This is a genomic window from Desulforhabdus sp. TSK, from assembly GCF_022836495.1.
Lineage (GTDB): Bacteria > Desulfobacterota > Syntrophobacteria > Syntrophobacterales > Syntrophobacteraceae > Desulforhabdus.
Genome location: NZ_BQXM01000002.1, coordinates 175663 through 200969, shown reverse-complemented (window position 1 = coordinate 200969; position 25307 = coordinate 175663). Strand labels below are relative to the sequence as shown.

Here is a 25307-nt window from a genome sequence, read left to right as displayed (position 1 = left end):
GGACATGTTGCCGGACATCGTCTTTATCTCGATCATTGGTGTTTTTTTCGGCCTTTGCGGCTTGCTCGTCAAGGCCATGGAAAGGCTCTGATCATGATGGACATTCTCGTGGGTTCAATCGGGCTGGTCTTGATTCTCTACCTCTGGGCCAGCATTCTTCGACCCGATAAATTCTGAGGGAAGGATGCATCAGATGGCAATCTACGGATGGCTTCAATTGGTGTTGTTTGTGGCCTTGCTTTTCGGGCTGGCAAAACCCGTCGGGCTTTACATCCTTCGGGTGCTCGACGCTGAGGGAAAGACGTTTCTCGATCCGCTCCTCCGCTCCCTCGAACGGTTGCTCTACCGGTTCCTCGGCATTGATCCGCAGCAGGAGCAGACCTGGCAGCAGTACGCCTTTTCCCTCCTGGTGTTCAGTCTTGTCGGCTGCCTGTTCACCTATGGCGTTCTCCGCCTGCAGGGAATCCTGCCCCTCAATCCTCAGCACTTCGGCCCAATGAGTCCGGATCTCGCGTTCAACACGGCTGCCAGCTTCACCACCAACACAGACTGGCAAAACTACGGGGGGGAATCCACCCTCTCCTATTTTTCTCAAATGGTGGGACTTGTCTTCCACAACTTCGTTTCGGCTGCAGCCGGGATCGGAGTGGCCGCAGCCCTCATGCGGGGGATCAGTCGGCACGAAGCGAAGACTGTCGGCAATTTCTGGACGGACATGGTGCGCACGAACCTTTACCTGTTGCTGCCTCTCTCGCTGCTTTTCGCTCTTTTTCTGGTATCGCAGGGCGTGATTCAAACCTTTCAGCCCTATGTTCCAGTGGAAACCCTGGAGCAGACCGCCGAGGGATCTTCTCCGTCCGTACAGACTCTGGCTCAGGGTCCCGTGGCTTCCCAGGCGGCCATCAAGATGCTGGGAACCAACGGCGGCGGGTTCATGAACGCCAACGCCGCGCACCCTTACGAAAATCCGACGCCCCTTTCCAATTTCCTGCAAATTCTCGCCATTTTTCTCATTCCAAGCGGACTCACTTACACCCTCGGGCGCATGACCGGCAACCAACGGCATGGATGGGCCGTCTGGAGCGCCATGGCCCTGCTCTTCCTGGCAGGGCTCCTCGTGGCATGGACTGCGGAAATCGCCGGCAATCCGAGGCTGCACGCCCTGGGAGTGAGCGCCTCCGGGGGGAGCATGGAAGGAAAGGAAGTCCGTTTTGGGATTTTCGGTTCGACCCTTTTTGCCGTCGTGACCACCGACGCATCCTGCGGCGCCGTCAACGCCATGCACGATTCCCTGACTCCCCTGGGCGGGCTCGTGCCTCTGCTCAACATACAGCTGGGAGAAGTGATCTTCGGGGGCGTGGGAGCGGGACTCTACGGCATGCTTGTCTTCGTGGTTCTGACGGTATTCCTGGCGGGACTTATGATCGGCAGGACTCCGGAATACCTGGGAAAAAAGATTGAAGCCTACGACATCAAAGCGAGCGTCATCGCCGTACTGGTCCCCATCTTCAGCATCCTGGGCTTTGCCGGCTGGGCAGCTGTAAGCGGCTGGGGAATAGCGGCACTCGCCAACAGAGGCCCCCATGGACTGAGTGAAATCCTCTACGCCTTCTCGTCCGCGTCGGGAAACAACGGAAGCGCCTTCGCAGGCCTGAACGGCAATACCCCCTGGTACAACATGACGCTCGGGGCCGCCATGCTTGCCGGGCGTTTCTTCATCATCGTGCCGGTCCTGGCCCTGGCGGGCAATCTGGCGCGCAAGAAAAGAGTCTCCGACAGCCAGGGAAGCTTTCCCGTCTCGGATGGAACCTTTGTCCTGCTGCTGGTCGCAACGGTCATCATCGTTGGGGCGCTCACCTTCTTCCCCGCCCTCTCCCTGGGTCCTGTCGTGGAGCATTTCATCATGACCGGATCGGACAGGCTTTTTTAGAAAGGATCCTGACATGGCCGGAAAAAAACAGTCCCTCTTCCATGGGGGAATCGTTGCACGAGCCGCGGTGGAATCTTTCAAGAAGCTCCATCCGCGCTCCATGGTGAAGAATCCCGTCATGTTCGTGACCGAAGTGGGAGCCTTCATCACGACCCTCGGACTTGTGGCCCGAACGGACCAGGAGCCCGTCGGATTCAGCTTCCAGGTGACCCTCTGGCTCTGGTTCACGGTGCTTTTCGCAAATTTTGCCGAAGCCGTCGCCGAAGGACGTGGAAAGGCTCAAGCCAATGAACTTCGGAAAACGCGCACTCAAACCTCAGCCAGGCGGGTGGAACCGGACGGCACCCCTCTCAATATCCCCGCGGATCAGCTGCGTAAAGGGGATGTTGTCCTCGTTTCCGCCGGCGAGATCATCCCGGCGGACGGCGAAATTGTCGAAGGTGCGGCCACCGTTGATGAATCGGCCATCACGGGGGAATCCGCCCCGGTGATCCGTGAAGCCGGCGGCGACCGCAGCGCGGTGACGGGCGGCACGAAGGTGCTTTCAGACAGTATCCGGGTTCGTGTTACGGCAAATCCCGGCGAAAGCTTCCTGGATCATATGATCGGGCTGGTGGAAGGAGCCAGGCGTCAGAAGACCCCCAACGAGATCGCTTTGACCATACTTCTCTCGGCCCTCACCCTCATATTCCTGGTGGCGATCCTTTCCTTCAAGCTCTTTGGGCTTTACTCCAACGTGTCCTTTTCCGTCACGGTTCTCGTGGCTCTGCTGGTATGCCTCATTCCCACCACCATCGGAGGCCTGCTCAGCGCCATCGGAATCGCCGGCATCGACCGCCTGGTGCAGAAGAATGTCCTCGCCATGAGCGGACGCGCTGTGGAAGCCGCTGGAGACGTGGATGTACTGCTTCTCGACAAAACGGGAACCATCACCCTGGGAGACCGCCAGGCATCTGAGCTCCTGCCGGCCGCAGGGGTGCGTGTGGAAGAGCTCGCCGATGCCGCACAGCTGGCCTCCCTGGCCGACGAGACTCCCGAGGGGCGGAGCATTGTCGTGCTGGCCAAGCAATACGGCCTCAGAGGCCGTTCCATTGCGGAAATGCCTCATGCCCGGTTCATTCCTTTCACGGCTCAAACCCGCATGAGCGGCATCGACACCGACGGCCGAAGGATCCGCAAAGGTGCTTCCGACGCCATTCGGGAATACACCGACCGCCCCTTCCCTCCAGAAATCGCTGCGGCGGTTGAAGAGATTTCCCAAAAGGGCGGCACGCCCCTGGTGGTTTCGGACAATGATCGGGTGCTGGGGGTCGTCCATCTCAAGGACATCGTCAAAGGAGGGCTCAGGGACCGCTTCGAGCGCTTCCGCGCCATGGGCATCAGGACGGTGATGATCACCGGGGATAATCGCCTCACGGCGGCAGCCATTGCCGAGGAAGCCGGTGTGGACGATTTCCTCGCCGAAGCGCGACCCGAAGACAAGCTCGCCCTCATCCGAAAAGAACAGGCGGCGGGCCACCTGGTCGCCATGACGGGAGATGGGACCAACGACGCTCCAGCCCTGGCCCAGGCCGATGTGGGAGTCGCCATGAATACGGGAACCCAGGCCGCCAAGGAAGCGGGAAACATGGTGGATCTCGACTCGAATCCCACCAAGCTCATTGAAATTGTGGAGATCGGAAAGCAGATGCTAATGACCCGGGGGGCGCTCACGACTTTCAGCATCGCCAACGATGTGGCCAAATACTTCGCCATCCTCCCGGCCATGCTGGTGGGCGCTTTCCCCGCCATCGCACCGCTCAATCTCATGCGCCTGGGCTCGTCCGGCAGCGCCATCCTGAGCGCCGTCATCTTCAACGCCCTCATCATCATCGCTCTCATTCCCCTGGCGCTGAGGGGGGTGCACTTCCGCCCCATGAGCGCGGCGGTCCTGCTGCGCCGCAACCTCTTCCTGTATGGCCTGGGGGGACTGGTGGCGCCTTTCATCGGGATCAAGCTCATTGACATGCTCATCCATGGGCTGGGCCTGGTTTGACCCAACCGGAACGCCGCCGTGCAAGACGGCGCTGCCGTTGAAAAGGACTCAGATCATGAAAAACCTGACGTTCGAAAGCTTCTACAGCATCAAGCGCATTCGAAAAGAGTTATACACGGCCCTGGCAGCCACCTGCTTCCTGGCGATTCTCCTCGGGGGTGTTTATCCCCTGATTGTCTGGGGTCTCGCACAAGGGCTTTTCCCGGAAAAGGCAAACGGCTCCCTCGTTTTGCGGAATGGCCAGGTCGCGGGCTCAAGTCTGATCGGCCAGGCTTTCAGCGGGGCAGCTTATATCCACCCACGCCCATCGGCGGCCGGAGAGGGATATGACGGAGTCCAATCCGGAGGGAGCAACCGGGGCCCCACCTCGCGAAAGCTCGCCGAAACGGTGCAGGAGCGTGTGAAACGATATCGAGAGGAGAACGGGCTGGCTGCGGACGCCCCCGTTCCCGCAGATGCCGTAACAGCCTCAGGGAGTGGGCTCGACCCGCATATCTCCAGGGAAAACGCCTTTCTCCAGGCGCACCGCGTGGCCGTCGCCCGAGGCCTCACCGAAGACGCCGTGCGCCGTAAAATCGAATCCGCGACAGAAAACAGGGAACTGGGCTTTCTGGGCGAGCCGCGAGTCAACGTTCTGCTGCTGAACCTCGCGCTGGACGGGAAATTGTGATGGATGAGATCCTGTCAAGAAAGCGGCCGGACACTTTTTTGAGGATGATCCGGCGCGCACAGCGCGGACGCCTCAAAGTGTACCTGGGCTACTGTGCGGGAGTGGGAAAAACCTGGCAGATGCTGGAGGAAGCCCACCGGCTCAAGAAGGAAGAAATCGACATCGCGGTGGGCCTTGTGGAAACCCACGGACGCGCCGACACGGCAGCCCTTGTGGAGGGGCTGGAAGTCATCCCCCGCCGGCGCCAGGAATATCGTGGCATCGTGGTGGAGGAAATGGACGTCGACGCCATCCTGGCCAGAAAGCCCCAGGTGGTCCTCGTGGACGAGCTTGCTCACACGAATGTCCCGGGAAGCCGCAACGCCAAACGCTACCAGGACGTCCAGGAGATCCTCGCTGCGGGCATCCATGTCATCAGCACCTTGAACGTCCAGCATTTCGAGAGCCTCTATGACACCGTGGAGACGATTTCAGGCGTCAAGGTGAGCGAACGCATCCCCGATTCCGTCATCGCCGATGCCGATGAGATCGTCAACGTGGACCTCACGACGGAAGACCTGCAGAAGCGCCTCGAAGAAGGGAAAATCTATCCCAAAGAACGTATTGGCACCGCTTTGGCCCACTTCTTCAAGGAGCCCAATCTCGTTCAACTGCGGGAGCTCACCCTGCGTGAGGCGGCGTCACAAATCGAGGCGAAAAGCCGCGATACCCTGGATCTCGACATCCCGGCCACACCCGACCAGTTGATGGTCTGTTTGAGCTCCGGAGGTCCGAACAGCAAGATGCTCCTACGCTATGCGTCGAGGCTCGCAGGACGGCTGAACCGCAACTGGTACGCCGTCTACGTGCAGACACCGGGGGAAGAGCCGACACGGATCGATTCCACCATTCAACGGTTGCTGTTGGAGACTCTAACCCTGGCCACCCAACTGGGAGCCACGGTCTTCACCTATAAGGGGGACGACATTGCCGACACCATCCTTCGATTCGCACGCGAATACCGCGTCGGGCACATCGTTCTCGGGCGCCCGGGTCATACACCCTTCTGGAAAAAACTTCTGGGAAAGACGAACATCGTCGAGCGTCTCATGGAAGAGGCCCGCGGGATCACACTCGTCATCCTGGACACCCGCAAATACGACAATGGCAAGGCAAAGAATCCACAAGAAAAAAAACCTAAAATCCAGCACTGGGAGGTGGTTGAAGGCTCGGAATCGAAATGAAGCATCTCTGATAGGGGGCAGCGTTTAGAGATTAGCTCTCAGCCATATAAGCGAAGCGCAAAGAGGAAAACTTCATAGCCATCAACGGAAGTCCAAGAAAAGAATGGAATACCGCCGCCATGCTCGAACATGCATTGGAGGGCGCCGCTTCGAAAGGCGCCGAAACAAGGCTTTTCCACCTGTACGACCTCGACTACAAGGGGTGTATCAGTTGCTTCGCCTGTAAGAAAAAGGGCGGCAAGAGTCTCGGCAGATGCGCAACTCGAGACGGGCTGACGCCGCTCCTGGAGGAAATCCGCGGGGCCGACGCCCTTATTTTGGGTTCGCCCATCTACTTCGGCGAGGTCAGCGGCGAAATGCGGTCTTTCCTTGAACGGCTTTTGTTCCCCTATCTCCGTTATGAAGACTGGAGCGGCCGCACCCTTTTTCCGCGAAAGATCCCCACCGCATGGATATACACGATGAACATTCCCGAGGAGATGGTTCCGAAAATGAGCTTGGAACGGGTGTTTCAGTTCAACGCATTTCTCCTTGAGATGATATTCGGTCCCTGTGAGTCGCTCATGAGCTTCGACACCCTGCAGTTCGAAGATTATTCCAAATACGAGGCGGGTATGTTCGACGCCGCCGCAAAACGGAAGCGTCACGAGGAGGTTTTCCCGGAGGACTGCCGGAAGGCCTTCGACCTGGGGGCAAAACTGTGCAACCCATCACAAAAGGAGAGAGAGGTATGACAATGAAACGGCTTGAAAACCATGTTGCTCTGATAACAGGCGGAGGACGCGGCATCGGCAAGGTGATTGCCGCCAACGGCGGGATGCTTTGATGGGGAGGAGAACGAAATGAACAAGACGGATAAGCCGCTTATCACCGTAAGCTTCAACTTGGGGGCTGAGGCAAAAGGCCGGATAGAGGAGGTCCTGGATCCCGTTGCCAGGATTGCTTACCTGGAAAACCTCGACCCGGAAAGTCGCGCCGTGACGTTGGGGGCGTCCAGGGTCGTTCTGGCCTGGGCTCCTCACCAGGAATTCTCCCCAACCGAAGAAAGACTGCTTGAGAACGTCTCCTTTATGCAACTTTTGTCGGCCGGCGCGGATCATCTCGATTTTTCCCGTCTGCCCGCCGACCTGACCGTCGCAAGCAACGTCGGCGCCTATGCCCGGCCCATGGCCGAGCATGTCCTGGCGATGGTGCTGGCCTTGAGCAAGCGGCTCTTCGCCCATCACGATAAGCTCAGGCGAGGCGTCTTCGACCAGTTTTCGGAGAACAAGGCCCTGGCCGGCGCGACGGCCGTTATTCTGGGTTTTGGCGGGATCGGGCGGGAAGTGGGGCGGCTTTTCAAGGCCTTCGATATGCGCATCCTGGCCATCAACCACAGCGGCAAAAGCACGGAGCCGGTCGAGTTTCTCGGGACGCCCGCCGACCTGGGGGCGGTGCTGCCCCGGGCCGACATCATCGTCGTCACGCTGCCCTTGAACCGGGGAACCAGCGGGCTCATCGGCGAGCGGCAGTTGAAGCAGATGAAGCCGGATGCCGTGCTGGTCAACGTCGGCCGCGGAGAAGTCATCGACGAAGACGCCTTTTACCGGCACCTCCAGGACACGCCGACCTTCATGGCCGGAATCGATGCCTGGTGGACCGAACCGTTCCGGCATGGCCGCTTCGAGATGCACCACCCCTTCCTCGATCTGCCCAACGTGCTGGGTACGCCGCACAACTCCGCGCTTGTGCCCGGCTCACTGGCGGTGGCGGCTCAAAGGGCCGCGGAAAATATCAGGCGTTTTCTGCTCGCTGAACCGGTCGCGGGGCTGGTGCGCCCGGAAGAGTACGCTTAAGCGGCATCGGCCGGGGGAGCCGGCCGGCGCAAGGTTCTGCAATCACAAAAGGAGAGAGAGGTATGACAATGAAACGACTTGAAAACCGTGTTGCGCTGGTAACCGGCGGCGGACGCGGCATCGGCAAGGCGATCGCCGCCCGGCTCCATGCTGAAGGTGCCAGGGTCGCCATCTGCGGCACGACTGAAGACGTACTCCGGCAAGCCGCCGATGACATAGGCGCGGACGTGTTCCCGGTGGTGTGCGACGTCTCTGTGGCGGATCAAGTCGAGGCGATGGTGTTCCAGGTGTGCGAACGCTTCGGCAAGATCGATATCCTGGTCAACAACGCAGCCGTCATGCTGCGGCACATCGGCGTCGAGCGGGCGGCACGCCCCTTTTATGAACTGGACGAAGCCGATTGGGACAAGGTGATGAACGTCAATGTGAAAGGCATGTGGCTGTGCTCGAAGGCCGTGTTTCCGGGCATGCGTTCGCAAAAATGGGGCCGCATCATCAACATATCCTCCGATACGGTCTACATGGGGCGCGGCAACGGCGTCCAATACGTCTCCTCAAAGGCCGCAGTGGTTGGCTTGACCCGAGCGTTGGCTTTTGAAGTGGGCAGCTTCGGCGTGACGGTCAACGCTATTTCTCCGGGCCTGACCCAAAGTGAAACCGTCCAGGAACACGATTTTGCCGAAATGAGCGAACAACTTGCCCGGAGCTCCGCCATACCGAGACTCGAATACCCCGAGGACCTGGCGGGCACGGCGGCATGGCTGGCTTCCGACGATGCCGCTTTTGTGACCGGACAGGTGGTCAGTGTGAGCGGCGGGCTGGCCATGCATTGAACGACGGAATTCGGTCACCTCCGCGCAGGTATGGATGGGCGATTGGCGCGGATTGAAGGAAGAAGGCGTAAAATTTGGGTCCGTTATTGCAAGTCCGAATGGCCATATGAATATATACAGACCGGTGGGAGCGGTCCCGGAACGAGTCATTGAACGGAACGGAGGTGTAACAATGGAAAGCAGTATCGCCCAGGCGTTGAAGTTGAAATATCACCCCGTCGCCGTCATCTGGACCGACGACAGACCCGAAAAAGCGATGGGGTTCAAACAGGGCAAATGGGGATGTGTCATGTGGATGCTGGCGGCTGCGGCAAAAGGGAAAACCACGGCCTTTGACAAAAGCACCTATGGCTGCTGGGGCGGCGGGGTCGGTCTGGGGTTCGGGAACCAGTATCTCAATTTTCCCGGCGGGATCGAATGCTTCTATCCTTTTCTGTCCACGGGAAACGAGAATTGGCCGAAGGGCCGCGAGATGGCGGAAAGACTGGGATCGTCCGCGGGAGAAGATTTTCTGGAGAAATTCCGCCACGGGGAAGGGTATCTGAAATCTCCGGAACTGGTGAAGCAGTTCATTGACAGCATGCCCATCATGGAGATCCCCAAGAAGTTCGTCGTCTTCAAGCCTCTAACCGATGTAGTTCCAGATAAGGAAGAGCCCCAGGTGATCGTTTTTCTCGCCGACCCGGACCAAATCTCCGCTCTCGTGGTTTTGGCTAATCGATAAGGAGGGTAGGATTATGCAATACCGCCAATTGGGTAAATCTGGCTTGTTTGTTTCGGAATTGTGCTTCGGTGCAATGAGTTTCGGCGCACGGGGATATTGGGAGAAAATCGGGGGACTCGACCAGGAAGCCGCCCGGCGTCTGGTGGACATTGCGCTGGACGCCGGCGTCAACTTCTTCGACACCGCCGATGTGTATTCGCACGGCCAGTCGGAAGAGATGCTTGGCAAGGCGCTGAAGGGCAAACGAGATCAGGTGGTGCTGGCCACCAAAGTGCGCGGGCGCATGAGCCCCGGGGTCAACGACGTGGGTCTGAGCCGGCTTCATATCATCCAGGGTTGCGAAAACAGCCTGCGACGGCTGGGCGTGGATTACATCGACCTGTACATCGTGCATAGCTTCGACTTCATGACGCCGCTGGAAGAGACTTTGTCGGCCCTGAACGACTTGGTCCGTCAAGGCAAGGTGCGTTATCTCGGCTGCTCCAACTTCTTTGCCTGGCAACTGATGAAGGCGCTTTCGCTCTCCGATAGGCATCACTGGGAGAAGTTCGTATCGCTTCAGGCACACTATTCGCTGCTCGCGCGCGATGTGGAAATCGAACTTGTACCCCTGTGCCAGGACCAGGGGTTGGGAATAACACCATGGTCGCCGCTGGCCGCGGGCTTTCTCACAGGCAAGTATCCGCGCGGCGGCAAGGGTCCGAAGGATGCGCGGCGAAGCAAAGAAGATCAGAACTTCATCCAATTCGACGAGGACCGGGCCTACACGATTCTCGAGGAGGTGAAGCGTATCTCAGATGCGCGCGGCGTGAGCCCGGCGCAGGTGTCGCTCAACTACCTGTTGCGCAAACAAGCGGTCAGTTCGGTCATCATCGGAGCGACCAAACCCGAGCAGCTTGAAGAAAACCTCAAAACCGTAACATGGCAGCTTAGCACCGAAGAAGTCCGGGCGCTGGATGAAGTCAGCCCGCTGCCGCGTCTGTACCCGAAGTGGATGCTTGATTTTACGCGGCTCGACCGTGACAATTCGCGGGTTATTATCTGAGTCACTGGTTACAGGATTCCACGGTTTTTCGCATGGCGGGGATGGAGAAGAGCGCAAAACCTTCCGGGCCGGATGGCGCATGTCACGGCCGTGTTGCCATCCGGCGCCGTTAGCGGCCCGCCGCATCCGGCCGCACCAGCGGAGGTACTGAACCTATGAGAGACGGGAACGCGGGAAATCTCAACGGTCGAGTGGCGATCGTCACCGGCGGCGGACGGGGTCTCGGCCGGGCGATGAGCCTGGGTCTTGCACGGGCCGGGGCGCGCGTCGTCATCACTGCAGCCCAGGGACGCGACGAGATCGAGCAGGTAGCCGCCGAGAGCGGTGCAGAGTGCGGGGAAAAGCGCATTCTTCCGGTACTTGCCGACGTCACTCGCGAAGCCGACTGCGCGCGGGTGGCGGCCGCCGCGATCGAGCGGTGGCGACGACTGGATATCCTGGTCAACAATGCCGGTCGCGGCATGAAGTTCGTCAGCGATCGGTTTCTTACCGAGCCGACCCGCTTCTGGGAAACCGACCCCGCCGTCTGGCGCATGATCATCGACACCAACGTGAACGGCCCCTTTCTCATGGCTTGTGCTGTGGTACCGCACCTGCTCGTCAGCGGGTGGGGGCGTATCGTCAATATTTCCATGAACCACGAGACGATGCGACGCCGTGGCTTCTCACCCTACGGCCCCTCGAAGGCGGCCCTGGAGTCGGAAACGGTCATCTGGGCGCACGACCTCGCGGGTACCGGCGTGACGGTAAACGCTCTGCTACCGGGCGGGGCGACGCTGACCGGCATGATCCCGCCGGGTTTGGACGAGAGCGGCCGCTCACCACTACTTAATCCGGCGATCATCGTTCCGCCGTTGCTGTGGTTGGTGTCCAATGCGTCCGACGGGGTTACCGGTCGGCGCGTGAACGCTCGTCACTGGCGAGAGTCGGAACCAGCGGCGGCATTCGAAGATGCGGGCTGGTGCCGCGAGTCGCCTGCACAATACGGGAAATGAGGAAAGGAGGTGGCATATGAGACTTTCAGGCAAGAAGGCGCTGGTTACAGGGGCCAGCAGGGGTATCGGCCGGTCGGTGGCGTTGGGCTACGCCCGGGAAGGGGCGGACCTGTTCCTGACGGCAAGGGAGGACAAAGAAGGCCTGGCAAAGACGGTCGAGGATGCGCGGGCTTTCGGCGTCAAGGCCGCGGGAGGACTTTACAACGCCGCCTCCCTGGAAGACGTCAGTCGCCTCATGGACGATGTCCAAAGTAAGATGGGAGGGCTAGATGTCCTTGTTAATAACGCTGGGATCATCCGCCCCACCCCGTTTCTGGAGATCAGCCCGGAGCAGTTCGAAAAAACGGTACGCACACATCTGTTCGGAACGTTTTATCACACACAAGAGGCGGTGCGGCGCTTCATGATTCCCGCGAAAAGCGGCAAGATCATCAACCTGTCCGCCCCGGCTGCGCTTCGGGGATCGTATGGCGTGGTCGATTACGCCTCGGCGAAAGGGGGCATTGCCGCCTTTACCAGGAACGTGGCCAAGGAACTCGCTCCGCTTAACATCCAGGTTAATGCCGTGGTTCCCGTCGCCAAAACGCGTATGACGGAGGCGCTGGCCGTTTACTACGCCGGGGAGTTCGGCGCTGAAGCGGGCAAACGGTTGGAAGAACTCTCTGACACCGAGCGGCTGGTCGGGATATTTGTGTACTTCGCCTGCGCCGATTCGGATTACGTGACCGGCCAGGTGGTTGCCGCCGACGGCGGGATGCTTTGATTATCACGCTCATTTCGCTCATTTCATGTTGTGTCATTGAATATTGCGACATCGGAATGTAATGCGTAGATGTCGGGTGGAATTCCGAGGAGATGGAGTATATGCTCCTGAATGGGTTTTAGCTCTTCAATGAGTCTGAGCTTGATGCTTTCCGAGGTCTTTTCCACAAGCAGATGAAGTCCCTTGAAGGGTGCGAGCAGTCTTTCCGTAGTGGGCCGAAGGGTCTTCATCTTGGGATTACCCGGGACAAGTCCGGCGATGGGCTCATTTGAGGCGGCCAGATTCTTCCTGGCTACAAATTCGATCAGGGTGATGACTTGTAGAGCAACGGACAGAAGCATCATGAAGCCACGGATGCGCTCGGGAAGATGGAGGTAGATGGGCAAGGCGGGCAGGGATCCTTCCTTGAACCGATGGAATCCTCTCTCCACCACCCATTCCTCGCGGTAGTAACGCACGCTTTGTTCGAGCGTCATGGCTTCGGAAGGCACATTGGTCACATAGATACGCCATCCGGCCAGACGTATGGCCTCGGCAATGGCAGTGCGATTACGCTGAAAGCTCAAGCTGGCCCCCGTGATTTCCTCCACTATGCGGGGACTGTCGGCTTTGGGGCGGCCTCGACCCATATGCTTTTCCTTGCGAACGATGGTTTCCCGAGCTTCCAGATCGATGAGGCCAAGGCAGGATCTGTCCTTGAGGATTTTTTGAGCCCGCTGACAAAGCTGGTCGCCCGTTTCATTCTTCTTGGGCTTGAGACGCCCGAGCTCGGTTTGTGCCTTCTTGAGGCGAGCCATGATCGCCTTTGCCTGAGTTCTGGCATAGGTGCGACTTTGAACGATAAACCAGCGCTCGTCCCAGTTGTGAACAGTTTCGAGCTCCAGCTTGAAAGATACGGGGGTATTGACGCAAAATCCCCTGCCGATCTCATGGATCACGGTCCGGTCGGTCTCCACTTGATGTCGGTAAATGGCTTCGGGCTTTGCGGGAGGTCGCGTGACCAGTGCTTTCAACTTTGCCGGAACTTCTCCGGTCATGGGCAGTGGAAACAGGTAGCGACCACCTTCATGATCGATAATGCCTCGGGTGCTCAGGGCTGCGGCTTTGCAGTCCGCAATGTAAAGAAAGTGTTTGTGGCCAATGGTTACCGTCATCTCCCGCCAGGCGGGAACGTAACGGGTATCGTCGGCGACATTGCCCTCCATGGTTTCACTGAACAAGGGAAATCCACCGGGATCAAGCGTTGCCAAGCCCTGCTTGAATTGCAAAAGGTCCGGCCGATGATCCTTGCCGTGGCCGAAGTGGAACAGATCGTTCGAGGCTTTGGATGAGGTCGCGTGATGGACATTGAAGCTGGTGGTGTCATAGCGGACCACATCCGTGGGCAGTGCATAGGCTTGGATGTAGTGACGTCCCGACTCCCGCTGAAATGAAATGCAGCGGGATATATCGGACCCCAAAACATGCATCATGGCTCCCGCCCTGTCATCCGTGGCATCTTTGCTCGAAAGTGTCCATCCGCAAGCCTGGCTGATGACGTGAAAATGCTCCTCGACCCATTGCTCCATCTGATACAGGCGATGATTGAGCCCGTGTACGACATAGACCACGAACAGGACAGCCAATTGACCATAGGTGAGCCCTTTCCAGTTTCCGTGAGGCTTCCAGATGGAATCAACGATCTCCTCCACTCTCGTTTGCTTCAACCAATAGAGGAGCATTGGGATCTCATCAACTCTCTCGATTTTCATTTCCATGGGACATCCCTCCCCGAGTGTGGTGTTTTTGAATCCTACATTGCACCACCTCGACAAAAATGTCCCCATGATTCGATCTTATACCTTTGTCAGCTTATTATTCCAGACATCCCACACAAAATGAGCGAAATGAGAGTAACGGGCTGTTTCAGGATTTTCGGGCACCGCAACCCGTGCGCAGGATGCGGTTGCGGGCATTCGACAGCGAATTCAGGACCTCTGGCACCCATGGGGCAAGGTCGCCTGCCCAACTGGCGAGGTCCGCCGCACTGCACGCCACCTTACTGCCGGTCGGAGTGACCAGGCGATCGAAAAAGCTGGCGCAAACGGCCTGGCTGGTTGCTTCCAGTCGGGACATAACGTCATCCAGATGAGTACGGACGATTTCACTGGCGCCCTTGAGACGATCCAGGGTTTCACGACGCAGGATGCTCGAGCCTGCGCGCATCTCCTCCTCCCATAGGTGGACCATGACCAACTGGAGAAACGGTGCCTCGATGTACCCTTCCTCCACCGGCGCGGCGCCGCTGCCGCCATGGCGCCCCGCCGAAACCTGACCGGTCCGTACTTCCCGGATCAATTCGCTGACGAGATCTTCCTCAGGTTGGGGATACGCTCCTGGAAGCGGTCGAGCTTGGACAGGCTGTCGTCGCGCAACGCGATGAGAAAGCCGACTTCGACATCTTCGCGGTTCACAGCACGCGCAAACTGAGCCTCGAACGACCCCGCATCTGAAGATTTCGGATGATAGAGAAAGTACTCCTCGAACTGGTCCAGAACGACCAACACCGTTTCATGAGCGGCCTCGGAACAGGCCCGTAGGATTTCGTCGAAGGGCAAAGATTCGGCCGGCTTCGGCTGGTCGACATCTTTTGTCCACACCGCTTCGATGCAGGCGAGGGTGACCGCCAGCTGGAATTCCCTGTCAGCCCAGTTGCGGAAGACGATGACAGGGGTTCTTGGTCGTTCACGGCGCAGTTGCGGCAAGACCCCAGCCATCAACACCGAGCTCTTGCCGACGCCGCTCGATCCATAGAGGATCGTGAGGGGAGAGGTCAGCAGGTTGGAAATGATGATCCGCTGGTCACGCTCGCGGCCGAAAAAGAACTCACGATCGGCCTCTTCGAACGGCTGCAAGCCCACATAAGGGCAAAGCCTTCGGACTCCTTCGCTGGAGGTCATGCCGGCATCCTTGCCCGCAGTGTCGTGACGAATTCGTCGATGCTGATCTCATAGGGGTAAACGCCCCTCTTCTGCCAAAACTTGGTTTCGAGCTCGGACAAATGCTCATCGATGGCCCACGAAGGGATCTCTTCCTCGCCATAGTTGGCGACGCGTTTGGCGAAAAACCGGTTGAGGCTTTGTAGAATGGTGCGAAAGTTCCAGTCCCGAAGGCTATAAACAAGAAACAACAGATTTCGGTCACGGCAGTGCGTGGCGAACAGGGCAGGAATGGCCGACCGGCTTGCCATGCGGGAGAGCAGCTCCACATAGTCTGTTTCAGTGATGACGAAGCTGTCCCACTCGTCTGTTTCGGGCAGGATTGAACCATGCATCTTGAAGATAACGGTGGTCGTCTCGAGATCGATATCAAGCGCATTGGGCGCCGGCGTTTCCGGTAGGGCGGCACCGTGCGGCCACCAAAGGACTGCGTTGGCAAGGTCCTTTCGATCAGCCGTGTAAACCACCAAATCATAGGGCTTCCGGGCGGCGTAGAAGGCGCGCTCAATTTGTGTATCGTAATTGGCGGTGACGATCAGAAGCGGCCTCGGCGCCTCCGCCAGAAACTGATAGAGAGACGGGATGGATGCGCCTGCGAGCGCACCTGGGCCCAGGACCTGCCGCAGTCGCTCACGCAATGTGGCGCGCGTCTGGAAGGCCTCGTAGTAGGAGGCGACCTCCGCAAGCTGGCTCCGCTCCTCCTCGGACGGAAACCCGGTGTCGTCGGCAAGGAAATGTGATAGCTCCACCCCGCTGGGCAGAAACTCGGGCGCCTGCGGATTCCAGTGGGCGTCAGCCGGGCGACCGGAATGACTGATGCCGGCACCAATGATCGGCACGACCCGCCCGCCGCTCAGGGCTTTGGCGATGACGCTATAAGGTGGCGGTGCCTTGATCCGGGTTGCACGCGCTTCCGTCTTCTTCTCAGCAAGTCGGCGCTCGATGAAGGCCCGGAGATCGAGCCGCAGATGGTCACGAAATTCCTGCGGGGTGTCATAATCGACAAAGCCGCCTTTCAACGAGCCATCGGCGTTCCGGAATCTCTCGAAGAACTTTTGCACCCTTCGGAATTGCTGGACCTTTTCGTCGAAGGCAGGCTCGGAGGGATCACCAAAATCGACCTTGCTCTTTCTGTGATAAACGAGGACGTACGGCGGAGGTTTCGCGGCGAACGCATCCTCGTACTCCCATTCAGTGCCTAAGAGATAAGGACTGCCGTCCGGCCTCTTGTAGGTGTCAGGGAGTGGAGTTCCGAGCCGCGACCACAGGATGACAATGACGGCATCGCACTCGGACGGCTTGGCGAGGCCTTGATTGACCGCCTCCTGCGGTGTCAGGGTCGCCGGCATGGTCACCGGAGCATTCGGATCATCCCAGCGCATCGCTTCGCAAGTGATCTGACCGCGCAGTAGCGGGTCCTTCGGCAATTCCTGTTCGATGACCTGCTGTGCGAAGGTGCGTTCGTCGGAAACATCTCCCGGTAGATGACAGGAAGAAACGGAGATGCATCTCAGCGACCCCCGTATGTTCGTTTGCTTACCGTCATTTCAAGTTTAGCCATGTGCATTCCATGAGGTGATAACAAGTTGTTTTTCAATGGTCTTTGGATACCTCATCTTGAGGAAGATTGTCAATGGCTCGGGTTTAAACACGTGGGGCAAACGATGACAAAATAATGTCGCCGAATGTCGCTCCGAGATGAGTGTGTGATCCGGAAAAAAGGGAATAGGCATCCAACAGCGGGTATGGGTGGATCTTGTCCGGGGGTGGACCGAGTCCTTCGGGCACGCATGGATCGGTCGTCAGCAGTTTCTGTTTCATTGTGTAGAAGCGGTCGCACCGCTCTTCACCAGCAAAGGTTTACCGAATGCATGAGGAGCTTGGGGATGTCGTCGAAAGAAATCTACACCCGCAAGCGGATCCTGCGCTGCAGTTAGGCCTTGGCGCGGAGCAGATCCCCACCCAAAAAGCGCGTCGTCGCGGCCGGTGCCCGGTTTGTCGGATGATAAGCTGATAAGAGATGTCGATAAGAGTGCGAGGGGAAAGAGCAGATAGAACTGCGCCAGCATGCCCAGGTACCAAAAATGGGAAAAGTTCGTGGACATCATGGAATAATCGAGGGAATTCAAAAAGCTCAGGTGCCATAGCAGGTTGTGCAGGGCCGAAACGGGAGGAATTCCAAAGACCAGAACATTCGCCAGGGAAAAGAGGACCAGCGCCAGAAAATAAGGGGGAACGATCCGCAGGAAGCGCCGGTGGAGGAAGATTCGATATCCGACAAACGGGCGTCGCTCCGGACCGAGATAAGGCAGGGCGAGCAGAAAACCCGAGAGCATATTGAAGAGGATCACTCCATCGGAGGCCGTATCGAAGAGCACATCGAGGCCCCACTGAAAGGGACCGGTGGGAGTCAGAATCACCGTGTTCCAGAGGTGGTGCAGAAAGACTCCGAGCATCGCAACAACACGCACGGTATGGATTTGGGAAATGGACGCCCCGGGAGAGTGGAAATCGCCGCCTTGCCTTGATTCAATCTGCGTCATGATGCTCCTTGCCATGTCGCCGGTTACCTGCAGCGGATCCGCCTGCTCTGAAAACTGCCCCTGTTTAAAGCATTTTCCGCCGATCTCCAATGGGGGAGAAGGTGCGCACATCCATGAAAAAATTGTTGCTTGACATTGTGAACCTTTGGGACCATCTTTCCATCCCTAAGTTTCGTCGTTCATTATCTTGAGGCTCAGGCAGAAGCAGAATCGAAATGCAGCTCGATGTCAAGGATGCAGCAAGCATCTTCAATGTTTCTGAAAACACGATTTACCGATGGATCAGGCAACGGAATCTACCCGTTCACCGTGTGAACGACCAGGTCCGGTTCAACCGCGCCGAACTGCTGGAATGGGCTACGGCTGCGAAAATCAATGTGTCTGCAGAATTTGTGAAGGCACCGGACCCGGAGGAAGAGGTTCTTCCCTCTCTGGACAAGATCTTGAAAACCGGTGGGATTTTTTACGGGGTGAAGGGGGGGGACAAAGCCTCCGTCCTGCGTTCCGTGGTGGATCTCATGGGCCTGCCTCCGGACGTGGATCGCGAATTTCTTTACGATGTCCTTCTGGCCAGAGAATCCATGGGCTCTACAGCCATCGGAGACGGCATAGCCATTCCGCACGTGCGCAACCCCATTGTCCTCCATGTGCCGCAGCCATCCATCACCCTCTGTTTCCTCGAAACTCCCATCGATTTTGACGCTCTCGATGGTTTGCCCGTCAGCATTCTCTTCACTCTGGTAAGCCCCACCGTGCCTTCGCACCTCCATTTGCTTTCCAAGCTCGCTTTCACGCTGAAAGACCCCGGCTTCAAGGCCCTGATCACCCGGCAGGCCCCACCGGAAGAGATCCTTCAGGCGGCACGCCATGTGGAAGAGAGACTGGCCAAATGACGTCCGATCCGCGCTCCTGACCCTTCATTTGTGGAGACAGTTCCATCACCATGTCCCTCTTACTCCTTGCAGTCGCTCTTCTCGGTTTTTCGGGCTTGTGCTCCCTGCTTCTCGGCGGAAAGCGATCCGGGGCCAACACTCTTGGCGCCGCCGGAGGCGTCGTCGGCAGCCTGGTGGGGATTCTCCCCGCAATCCAGGTGCTGAGGACAGGAACGACAGCCACCTTTTACCACCCCTGGAATGTCCCCTACGGCTCTTTTTTCCTGCAAATCGACGCCCTCTCGGCTTTCTTCCTGCTGCCCATCTTCCTGCTCAGCGCCCTGGCAGCCCTCTACGGCAGACAATACATGGAATCTACTCCGGGTGGCAAAAACCTGGGGGCCTTCTGGTTCTTCTTCAACCTCCTCATCGCCGGCATGGCCCTCGTGGTGACGGCTCGCAACGGCATTCTCTTCCTCATGGTCTGGGAAGTCATGTCCCTTGCCTCCTTTTTCCTCGTCACCTTCGAAAATGAAAAAGAGAGCGTTCGTCGGGCAGGATGGACCTATCTGGCAGCCACCCACCTGGGAACGGCTTTTCTATTCGTCCTGTTCTTCCTGCTCGGCCGGGAATCGGGAGCGGTCCTCCTGGACTTTGACAGTTTCTCCGGCGCCGGGTCCCGCGTTTCCCATGTCGCGGATGTCGCTTTTTTCCTGGGGCTCGTGGGCTTCGGGACCAAGGCGGGCTTCGTACCTTTCCATGTCTGGCTCCCGGAGGCGCACCCGGCGGCCCCCAGCCACGTGTCGGCCGTCATGTCGGGGGCCATGATCAAGACGGGCATTTATGGCATCCTGCGCCTCCTGACGCTGCTGGGTACTCCGACTCCCGGATGGGGATGGGCACTACTTGCCATGGGTCTGGTTTCCGGGATTCTCGGGGTCTTGTTCGCCCTGGCTCAACACGATATCAAGCGACTGCTCGCCTATCACAGCGTGGAAAACATGGGCATCATCACCCTCGGTGTCGGCTTGGGAGTACTGGGCATGAGCTCAGGCCACCCGGCTCTTGCCGCACTGGGTTTTGGCGGCGGATTGCTGCACGTCGTCAACCACGCCCTTTTCAAGGGGCTGCTCTTCCTGGGAGCCGGAGTTGTCCTGCACGAGACGGGCACGGGAGAGCTTGAGCATTTGGGGGGGCTGATGAAGAAAATGCCCTGGACCGCGGGAACTTTTCTCGTCGGGGCAGCCGCCATTTCGGGCCTGCCGCCCCTGAACGGTTTCGTCAGTGAATTCCTCCTCTACCTGGGAGCGCTCGGGAGCATTGAAGCCCAGACCATGGCTCCGGCGGGCTTCCTGGTCATCGTGGGACTGGCCCTCATCGGTGGGCTGGCGGCTGCCTGTTTCACGAAGGCTTTCGGAACGGTCTTCCTGGGTGAACCGCGCAGCGAACATGCCCTTCGAGGACACGAACCCGGGCGATCCATGCTTCTCCCCATGGTTCTGCTGTCCCTGTTCTGCGCCCTCATAGGATTGTGTGCTCCTTTCGTCATCGGAGCTCTCTGCCCGGCGGTGAGCATCCTCACGAGCATGCCCTTCCCTCGGGTGGAGAGCCTCCTGTCCCCAGCCAAAGCTCCTCTCCTGTGGGTCTCGGTGGGAGGCATCCTGTTTCTGGTTCTGGCGGCAGGGCTCGCAGGACTGTGCAGGAGGCTGCTCGCACGCCGCAGGGTGGAGCAGGCGGGCACATGGGATTGCGGATATGTAAAGCCCACGGCACGCATGCAATACACGGCATCTTCGTTCGCTCAACCCCTGACCCGCATGTTCGACGGCATTCTCCGGACCAGGGAATCCCTGGATCGCCCGGAAGGCCTCTTTCCCGTGTATGCCGCCTTGAAGACGGAGCCCCGAGACCTCTTCAACGATTTAGTCTACCGCCCCCTTTTCCTGGGAGTGGAATGGCTCGCACTGCGCCTGCGCTGGCTTCAGGAAGGACATGTGCAGCTTTATGTCCTTTATATCGCGCTCACCCTGCTTGCCCTGCTGATCTGGAACCTGAGCTGACGTCATGAACACTCCTTCGTTGATCCTGCCCTTTCTGGCCTTGATCCTCTCTCCCCTGCTGGTGGGAATCGTCAACCGGACGAAAGCCTTCTTTGCCGGACGCACGGGGCAGCCCCTCTTCCAGCTTTATTTCGACCTGGCCAAACTCCTGCGCAAGGGTGCAGTTTACAGCAAGACGACAAGCTGGATCTTCCGCGCGGGCCCTGTGGTGCAGCTCGCCGCCGCCATCACGGCGCTCTTCGTGCTGCCGTGGGGAGGAGCATCCGCACCATTTCACTTCAACGGCGACCTGATCCTGCTCGCTTATCTGATGGGACTCATGCGGTTTTTCACCGTCCTCGCCGCTCTCGACACGGGATCGGCATTCGAAGGCATGGGTGCCAGCCGGGAAGTGCAATTCTCCGCCCTGGCGGAGCCCGCGCTGCTCGTAGGACTGGCAGCCGCCGCGCATGCGGGGCATGACCACATCGCGCCTCCTTTGGGGAACTTTCAAGGAGCTCTTTCCCTCAGCGGGATCTATTCGTCCCTCTCCATGGATGCGTGGCTGTCTTCAGGGCCGGCGCTGCTCATGGTGGCGGGAGCCCTTTTTGTCGTTTTCCTGGCCGAAAATTCACGGATCCCCTTCGACGATCCCAACACACACCTGGAACTGACCATGATCCACGAGGTCATGATCCTGGACCACGGAGGACCGGACCTGGCCATGATCCTGTATGGGGCGTCTCTCAAAATGTGGCTCCTGGGAAGTCTGACGGCAGGCCTGATCGTTCCCGTAAGAACCGGGAATGCCTGGCTGGACGCCAGCGCCGTCTTTGCCGGCCTCTGCTTTCTGGCGCTGCTGACTGGAGTGGTGGAATCCACCATGGCCCGCCTGCGCCTGCTGCGGGTGCCTCAACTGCTGGTCAGCGCCGGGTTTCTTTCGACTCTCGCCCTGATTCTGCTGCTCTGGAGATAGCATGAGACTTTTGGTGGACGCACTCATCGTGCTGCTCATCCTCACCAACCTGCGGCTCGTGGCCTCGAGCCACCTCGCCGCCTGCATCTACGTAGTGGCCTTGCAGGGCCTTGTCCTGGGACTCCTGCCACTTCTCGTGGGAACGGATCCCCTCACCTTGCGCGCCTGCGTGCTCTCGGGCCTCACCATGGTCCTCAAGGGAATCATTTTCCCCTGGCTGCTGTTGCGTGCGCTGAGGGCCGTACAGGTGCGTAAAGAAATGGAGCCGCTGGTGGGATACACGACCTCCCTCCTGGTGGGCGCCGTTTTGCTGGCTTTGGCCATGTGGTTCGGCCGGCGGTTGCCGCTCCCCGTGTCGGAAGCATCTCCCCTCATGGTGCCCCTCGCTCTTTTTACAATCATGATCGGACTCTTCGCCATCGTCAGTCGACGGAAGGCCCTCACCCAGGTACTCGGATATCTCGTCATGGAAAACGGCATCTACGCCTTTGGACTGACCTTCGCTCGGGAAGAGCCGCTGCTGGTGGAGCTCGGCACCCTCCTCGACATCTTCATGGCGGTTTTTGTCATGGGAATCACCATTTTCCACATCAGCCGGGAATTCGACCACATCGACACCGATCGGCTGAGCCTCCTGAAGGACTGACCCCATGCTAGCAGTCTTGATCCTGATACCGGTACTGGCAGGGGCAGCCGGTTTTCTGCTGAGATCCAACGGAATACGGCGTGGAGTCCTCCTCCTGGCCGCCGCCTCCCACGGGGGACTCACCCTCAGCATGTGGATTCGGCGTCCCGGGCCGCTCTTTGGCGGCTGGCTTCTGCTGGATGCTCAGGGACTTCTTTTTCTCACGGTCACCAGCATCCTTTTCCTGGCCACGTCCCTCTATGCGGTGGGCTATCTCCGTCAGGAAGTCTGGGGTGAGCGGCAGGATTTTGAGGAAGGCTTTCTTTTCTCTAACGCCCGTGAGGCAGTTTTCACGGGATGCCTGCTGTTCTTCCTGGCGATGATGACCCTGGTGACGGTCAGCCAGCATTTCGGCCTCCTGTGGGTGGCTGTGGAAGCGACCACCCTGGCGAGTGCCCCACTGATCTATTTTCACCGTCACCGTCGGTCCCTCGAAGCCACCTGGAAATACATCCTCATTTGCTCCGTAGGGATCGCTCTGGCGCTGCTGGGCACCTTTTTCCTGTCCGTCGCCTGTTCCCTGGGACGCGAGGGTCATACGCCCATGCTCCTCACGAATCTGATCGGTGAGGGCCGGCTTGTGAATCTTCCCTGGCTCAAGGCGGCTTTCCTCTTTCTCCTGGTGGGCTACGGCACCAAGATGGGCCTGGCACCCATGCACACCTGGCTGCCCGATGCCCACAGTGAAGCCCCCTCCGTCATCTCGGCGCTCCTGTCCGGCGCCCTCCTCAACTGCGCCTTCCTGGCCGTGCTCCGCATGCAGCAGGTGTGCGCCGCGGCGGGGGAGGGCCCGTTCGGCCGGAAGATGCTGCTCCTCTTCGGATTTGCCTCCATGACCGTGGCCGCGCTCTTCATCGTGCGGCAGGGCGATTTCAAACGCATGCTGGCTTATTCCAGCGTGGAGCATATGGGGATTCTCTCCCTGGCGGTGGGTATCGGCGGAGGAGCCGGTTTCGGGGCCATGCTGCATGCCGTCAATCACTCCCTCACCAAAGGGATGCTGTTCCTGGTAGCCGGAAACATCCTGGCGGCCTACAAAACCAAGTCCACAACGGAGGTCCAGGGAGTCCTGCGGGTGCTGCCCATCTCCGGGGTCCTCTGGGTAGCGGGATTTCTGGCCATTGCAGGGTCCCCGCCCTTCGGCCTCTTCCTGAGTGAGCTGATCATCCTGAAGACGGCCATGGATCAGGGACACATCTGGATGGCAACAGGGTATCTCGCACTTCTGAGCGTCGTCTTCATCGGTCTGGCCACCATCATGCTGCGCATGGCCCAGGGAGTGCCGGTGCTCCGCCCCGGAGGAAGAGCCTCCGCCCCCGAAGAACTTTCCACCGTGGAAAATCCACACGTGGAATCGCTCCTGGCCGTCGCCCCCCCTTTGGCCCTGGGGGCTTTGGTGTTGATCCTCGGCCTTTACCTTCCCGCAGGACTCCAAAATGTTCTGGAAGAGGCGGCCAGGGCCATCACGGGGTAAGCACGCAGGGAAAAATCTCTGTGGATGAGGATCTGACTTCATGTCACATTTAGCGTCTAAAGTACTTCCCATCAGCAACAGCCAGAAGGTCGATTTGAGTCATATTGCCGGCATGACTCTGGACGATTTTCTCGATTACACACTGGAAGCCACTGAGCACGGAGTCAGGCTTTCAGCCTTTTTCGCGCACCCCGTAGAGGGGAATCTCATGCGACTGTGGGCCATCCTCGTCTATGACCACCAGTCCCTCGTGCTGCCCGTTTATACGGATCTTGCGCAGGACAGTTATCCGTCCCTCACCCCATACTGCCCCCAGGCCCACTGGTTTGAACGGGAGATCCTGGAGCAGTGCGGCATCAAGCCCGAAGGGCATCCGTGGCTCAAGCCCATTCGCTTTCATCGCCCGTTCTGCCGTAGAAGCAATGCAGGACCGGACGATGAGAGCGCCCCCCCGCAGGTCGGCAGCACCGACTTCTTCCACATGGAAGGGGAAGAAATCCACGAAGTGGCAGTGGGACCCGTCCATGCGGGCATCATCGAACCCGGCCACTTTCGGTTCCAGTGCCACGGCGAGAATGTCTTTCATCTCGAGATTTCCCTGGGCTACCAGTACCGGGGCATCGAACGAGCCCTGACGGCGGAGCCCGGCCGGCGCGCGATCCATTACATGGAAACGGCTGCAGGCGACACAACCATCGGTCACACTCTCGCCTACTGCCAGGCCATGGAATCTCTCGGCGGGACCCAGGTGCCTCCCCGTGCCCAGGCACTTCGGGGAATCGCCCTGGAGCTCGAACGAATCGCCAACCATACGGGTGACCTTGGCGCACTGGCCGGCGATGTGGGGTATCTCCCCACCCTTTCCTACTGCGGGCGCATCCGTGGCGACGTGCTCAACATGACGGCAATGCTCTGCGGCAATCGCTTCGGCAGGGGATTCCTCCGGCCCGGAGGAACGGCATACGACGTGGAGCCTGAAAGGCGGGACACGCTTCTAAAACGTTTGGACGCAGTGGAGCGGGATCTGGCGGTTGCGGTCAATCTGATGTGGAAGGCTCCTTCGGTCCTGGCCCGCTTTGAAGGTACCGGAACAGTGGAACGAAAAGTGTGCGACGCAATCGGACTGGTGGGACCCGCTGCACGAGCCTCCGGAGCCAACCGGGATATTCGAAAGGATATGCCCCTCGGGATTTTTCAGTTCGCACAGGTCCCCGTCTCCACGTGGGACTCAGGGGACGTTTTCGCAAGGGGCTATGTCAGGTGGCTTGAGATCCAGCAGTCCATTTCCTTCATACGAGAGCAGTTGGAGAGCCTGCCCGGCGGAAGCGTGCTGTCGACCCCTGGAAATCCCGCACCCCATCACCTCACAATTTCCCTGGTGGAGGGCTGGCGTGGAGAAATCTGCCACGTGGCCATCAGCGATGCGGGAGGGAATTTCACACGATACAAGATCATTGATCCCTCCTTTCACAACTGGTTCGGGTTGGCTTACGCTCTCAGGGATCAGCAGATTTCCGACTTCCCGCTCTGTAACAAGAGCTTCAATCTCTCGTATTGCGGCCATGATTTGTGAAGGGTGCCGGAGGGAATTCCACCGACAGGGCCGGACCTGAGAAAAGGCTGCGGCCTCCATCGCCCATGGAAACCCTGCAATGCCGGAATGATATCCGGCGCCTCCATTGAAATG

22 protein-coding genes are annotated in these 25307 nt (G+C 58.9%); 17 read left to right on the top strand and 5 right to left on the bottom strand.

Going from position 1 to position 25307, the window contains the following annotated elements:
• The first annotated feature begins 193 nt into the window (after positions 1-193).
• The 11 genes from kdpA (at position 194) to MWC30_RS02210 (ending at position 12053) form a co-directional block, all read left to right on the top strand.
• Positions 194-1930 carry a potassium-transporting ATPase subunit KdpA gene (gene kdpA, locus MWC30_RS02260; protein WP_244082527.1) on the top strand — a complete coding sequence of 579 codons (1737 nt, stop codon included), beginning with the start codon at positions 194-196 and terminating at the stop codon, positions 1928-1930.
• 13 nt (positions 1931-1943) lie between these two features.
• Positions 1944-3965 carry a potassium-transporting ATPase subunit KdpB gene (kdpB, locus tag MWC30_RS02255; protein WP_244082526.1) on the top strand — a complete coding sequence of 674 codons (2022 nt, stop codon included), beginning with the start codon at positions 1944-1946 and terminating at the stop codon, positions 3963-3965.
• Between the two features lie 55 nt (positions 3966-4020).
• On the top strand, positions 4021-4635 hold the full coding sequence (kdpC, locus tag MWC30_RS02250; protein WP_244082525.1) for a K(+)-transporting ATPase subunit C: 615 nt from the start codon (positions 4021-4023) through the stop codon (positions 4633-4635).
• On the top strand, positions 4635-5858 hold the full coding sequence (locus MWC30_RS02245; RefSeq protein ID WP_244082524.1) for a universal stress protein: 1224 nt from the start codon (positions 4635-4637) through the stop codon (positions 5856-5858). The genes kdpC and MWC30_RS02245 overlap by 1 nt, the downstream gene beginning before the upstream one ends.
• A gap of 74 nt (positions 5859-5932) precedes the next feature.
• Positions 5933-6592 (top strand): flavodoxin family protein, encoded by a 660-nt coding sequence (locus MWC30_RS02240; protein ID WP_306423190.1) that lies wholly within the window; start codon positions 5933-5935, stop codon positions 6590-6592.
• Between the two features lie 108 nt (positions 6593-6700).
• Entirely contained in the window at positions 6701-7693 is a 993-nt protein-coding gene (locus MWC30_RS02235) for a 2-hydroxyacid dehydrogenase (protein WP_244082522.1), read from the top strand.
• Between the two features lie 62 nt (positions 7694-7755).
• Positions 7756-8526 (top strand): SDR family NAD(P)-dependent oxidoreductase, encoded by a 771-nt coding sequence (locus MWC30_RS02230; protein WP_244082521.1) that lies wholly within the window; start codon positions 7756-7758, stop codon positions 8524-8526.
• 172 nt (positions 8527-8698) lie between these two features.
• Positions 8699-9250, top strand: coding sequence for a DUF169 domain-containing protein (locus MWC30_RS02225; protein WP_244082520.1), 552 nt, complete (start codon positions 8699-8701; stop codon positions 9248-9250).
• 13 nt (positions 9251-9263) lie between these two features.
• Positions 9264-10295, top strand: coding sequence for an aldo/keto reductase (locus MWC30_RS02220; protein ID WP_244082519.1), 1032 nt, complete (start codon positions 9264-9266; stop codon positions 10293-10295).
• A 155-nt stretch (positions 10296-10450) separates the two neighbouring features.
• A complete protein-coding gene (locus MWC30_RS02215; protein WP_244082518.1) occupies positions 10451-11290 on the top strand; it encodes an SDR family NAD(P)-dependent oxidoreductase in 840 nt (279 codons plus the stop codon).
• Between the two features lie 16 nt (positions 11291-11306).
• Positions 11307-12053, top strand: coding sequence for an SDR family NAD(P)-dependent oxidoreductase (locus MWC30_RS02210; RefSeq protein ID WP_244082517.1), 747 nt, complete (start codon positions 11307-11309; stop codon positions 12051-12053).
• Between the two features lie 23 nt (positions 12054-12076).
• Here MWC30_RS02210 and MWC30_RS02205 read toward each other — a convergent pair whose 3' ends face one another.
• The 5 genes from MWC30_RS02205 to MWC30_RS02185 form a co-directional block, all read right to left on the bottom strand.
• Positions 12077-13810: an IS1634 family transposase gene (locus MWC30_RS02205; RefSeq protein ID WP_244082516.1), complete on the bottom strand. Its 1734-nt coding sequence runs from the start codon at positions 13808-13810 to the stop codon at positions 12077-12079.
• 148 nt (positions 13811-13958) lie between these two features.
• Complete coding sequence (locus MWC30_RS02200; protein ID WP_368860781.1) at positions 13959-14390, bottom strand: hypothetical protein; 432 nt, start codon at positions 14388-14390, stop codon at positions 13959-13961.
• On the bottom strand, positions 14387-14992 hold the full coding sequence (locus tag MWC30_RS02195; RefSeq protein ID WP_244082514.1) for an ATP-binding protein: 606 nt from the start codon (positions 14990-14992) through the stop codon (positions 14387-14389). Before MWC30_RS02195 ends, MWC30_RS02200 begins: the two co-directional genes overlap by 4 nt.
• Positions 14989-16458, bottom strand: a complete 1470-nt coding sequence (locus tag MWC30_RS02190; protein WP_244082513.1) for an SIR2 family protein — start codon at positions 16456-16458, stop codon at positions 14989-14991. The genes MWC30_RS02195 and MWC30_RS02190 overlap by 4 nt, the downstream gene beginning before the upstream one ends.
• Before the next feature lie 390 nt (positions 16459-16848).
• Complete coding sequence (locus tag MWC30_RS02185) at positions 16849-17574, bottom strand: acyltransferase (RefSeq protein ID WP_244082512.1); 726 nt, start codon at positions 17572-17574, stop codon at positions 16849-16851.
• A gap of 215 nt (positions 17575-17789) precedes the next feature.
• On the opposite strand from MWC30_RS02185, the gene MWC30_RS02180 reads away from it, so the two are divergent.
• Genes MWC30_RS02180 through MWC30_RS02155 form a run of 6 tightly spaced genes read left to right on the top strand, consistent with a single transcriptional unit; the run spans position 17790 to position 25193 of the window.
• On the top strand, positions 17790-18467 hold the full coding sequence (locus tag MWC30_RS02180; RefSeq protein WP_244082511.1) for a PTS sugar transporter subunit IIA: 678 nt from the start codon (positions 17790-17792) through the stop codon (positions 18465-18467).
• A 50-nt stretch (positions 18468-18517) separates the two neighbouring features.
• Entirely contained in the window at positions 18518-20506 is a 1989-nt protein-coding gene (locus MWC30_RS02175) for a proton-conducting transporter membrane subunit (protein ID WP_244082510.1), read from the top strand.
• A gap of 4 nt (positions 20507-20510) precedes the next feature.
• Entirely contained in the window at positions 20511-21461 is a 951-nt protein-coding gene (locus MWC30_RS02170) for a respiratory chain complex I subunit 1 family protein (RefSeq protein WP_244082509.1), read from the top strand.
• A 1-nt stretch (position 21462) separates the two neighbouring features.
• Entirely contained in the window at positions 21463-22107 is a 645-nt protein-coding gene (locus MWC30_RS02165) for an NADH-quinone oxidoreductase subunit K (RefSeq protein ID WP_244082508.1), read from the top strand.
• 4 nt (positions 22108-22111) lie between these two features.
• On the top strand, positions 22112-23620 hold the full coding sequence (locus tag MWC30_RS02160) for a proton-conducting transporter membrane subunit (RefSeq protein ID WP_244082507.1): 1509 nt from the start codon (positions 22112-22114) through the stop codon (positions 23618-23620).
• A gap of 40 nt (positions 23621-23660) precedes the next feature.
• Positions 23661-25193, top strand: a complete 1533-nt coding sequence (locus tag MWC30_RS02155) for an NADH-quinone oxidoreductase subunit C (protein ID WP_244082506.1) — start codon at positions 23661-23663, stop codon at positions 25191-25193.
• The last annotated feature ends 114 nt before the right edge of the window (positions 25194-25307 follow it).

Coding starts and splice junctions, on each gene's coding strand:
- MWC30_RS02195 (WP_244082514.1), bottom strand. CDS start 14,992: ATGACCTCCAGCGAAGGAGTCCGAAGGCTTTGCCCTTATGTGGGCTTG.
- MWC30_RS02220 (WP_244082519.1), top strand. CDS start 9,264: ATGCAATACCGCCAATTGGGTAAATCTGGCTTGTTTGTTTCGGAATTG.
- MWC30_RS02225 (WP_244082520.1), top strand. CDS start 8,699: ATGGAAAGCAGTATCGCCCAGGCGTTGAAGTTGAAATATCACCCCGTC.
- kdpA (WP_244082527.1), top strand. CDS start 194: ATGGCAATCTACGGATGGCTTCAATTGGTGTTGTTTGTGGCCTTGCTT.
- MWC30_RS02175 (WP_244082510.1), top strand. CDS start 18,518: ATGTCCCTCTTACTCCTTGCAGTCGCTCTTCTCGGTTTTTCGGGCTTG.
- kdpC (WP_244082525.1), top strand. CDS start 4,021: ATGAAAAACCTGACGTTCGAAAGCTTCTACAGCATCAAGCGCATTCGA.
- MWC30_RS02230 (WP_244082521.1), top strand. CDS start 7,756: ATGACAATGAAACGACTTGAAAACCGTGTTGCGCTGGTAACCGGCGGC.
- MWC30_RS02235 (WP_244082522.1), top strand. CDS start 6,701: ATGAACAAGACGGATAAGCCGCTTATCACCGTAAGCTTCAACTTGGGG.
- MWC30_RS02165 (WP_244082508.1), top strand. CDS start 21,463: ATGAGACTTTTGGTGGACGCACTCATCGTGCTGCTCATCCTCACCAAC.
- MWC30_RS02210 (WP_244082517.1), top strand. CDS start 11,307: ATGAGACTTTCAGGCAAGAAGGCGCTGGTTACAGGGGCCAGCAGGGGT.
- kdpB (WP_244082526.1), top strand. CDS start 1,944: ATGGCCGGAAAAAAACAGTCCCTCTTCCATGGGGGAATCGTTGCACGA.
- MWC30_RS02155 (WP_244082506.1), top strand. CDS start 23,661: ATGTCACATTTAGCGTCTAAAGTACTTCCCATCAGCAACAGCCAGAAG.
- MWC30_RS02205 (WP_244082516.1), bottom strand. CDS start 13,810: ATGGAAATGAAAATCGAGAGAGTTGATGAGATCCCAATGCTCCTCTAT.
- MWC30_RS02215 (WP_244082518.1), top strand. CDS start 10,451: ATGAGAGACGGGAACGCGGGAAATCTCAACGGTCGAGTGGCGATCGTC.
- MWC30_RS02245 (WP_244082524.1), top strand. CDS start 4,635: ATGGATGAGATCCTGTCAAGAAAGCGGCCGGACACTTTTTTGAGGATG.
- MWC30_RS02170 (WP_244082509.1), top strand. CDS start 20,511: ATGAACACTCCTTCGTTGATCCTGCCCTTTCTGGCCTTGATCCTCTCT.
- MWC30_RS02185 (WP_244082512.1), bottom strand. CDS start 17,574: ATGACGCAGATTGAATCAAGGCAAGGCGGCGATTTCCACTCTCCCGGG.
- MWC30_RS02180 (WP_244082511.1), top strand. CDS start 17,790: ATGCAGCTCGATGTCAAGGATGCAGCAAGCATCTTCAATGTTTCTGAA.
- MWC30_RS02160 (WP_244082507.1), top strand. CDS start 22,112: ATGCTAGCAGTCTTGATCCTGATACCGGTACTGGCAGGGGCAGCCGGT.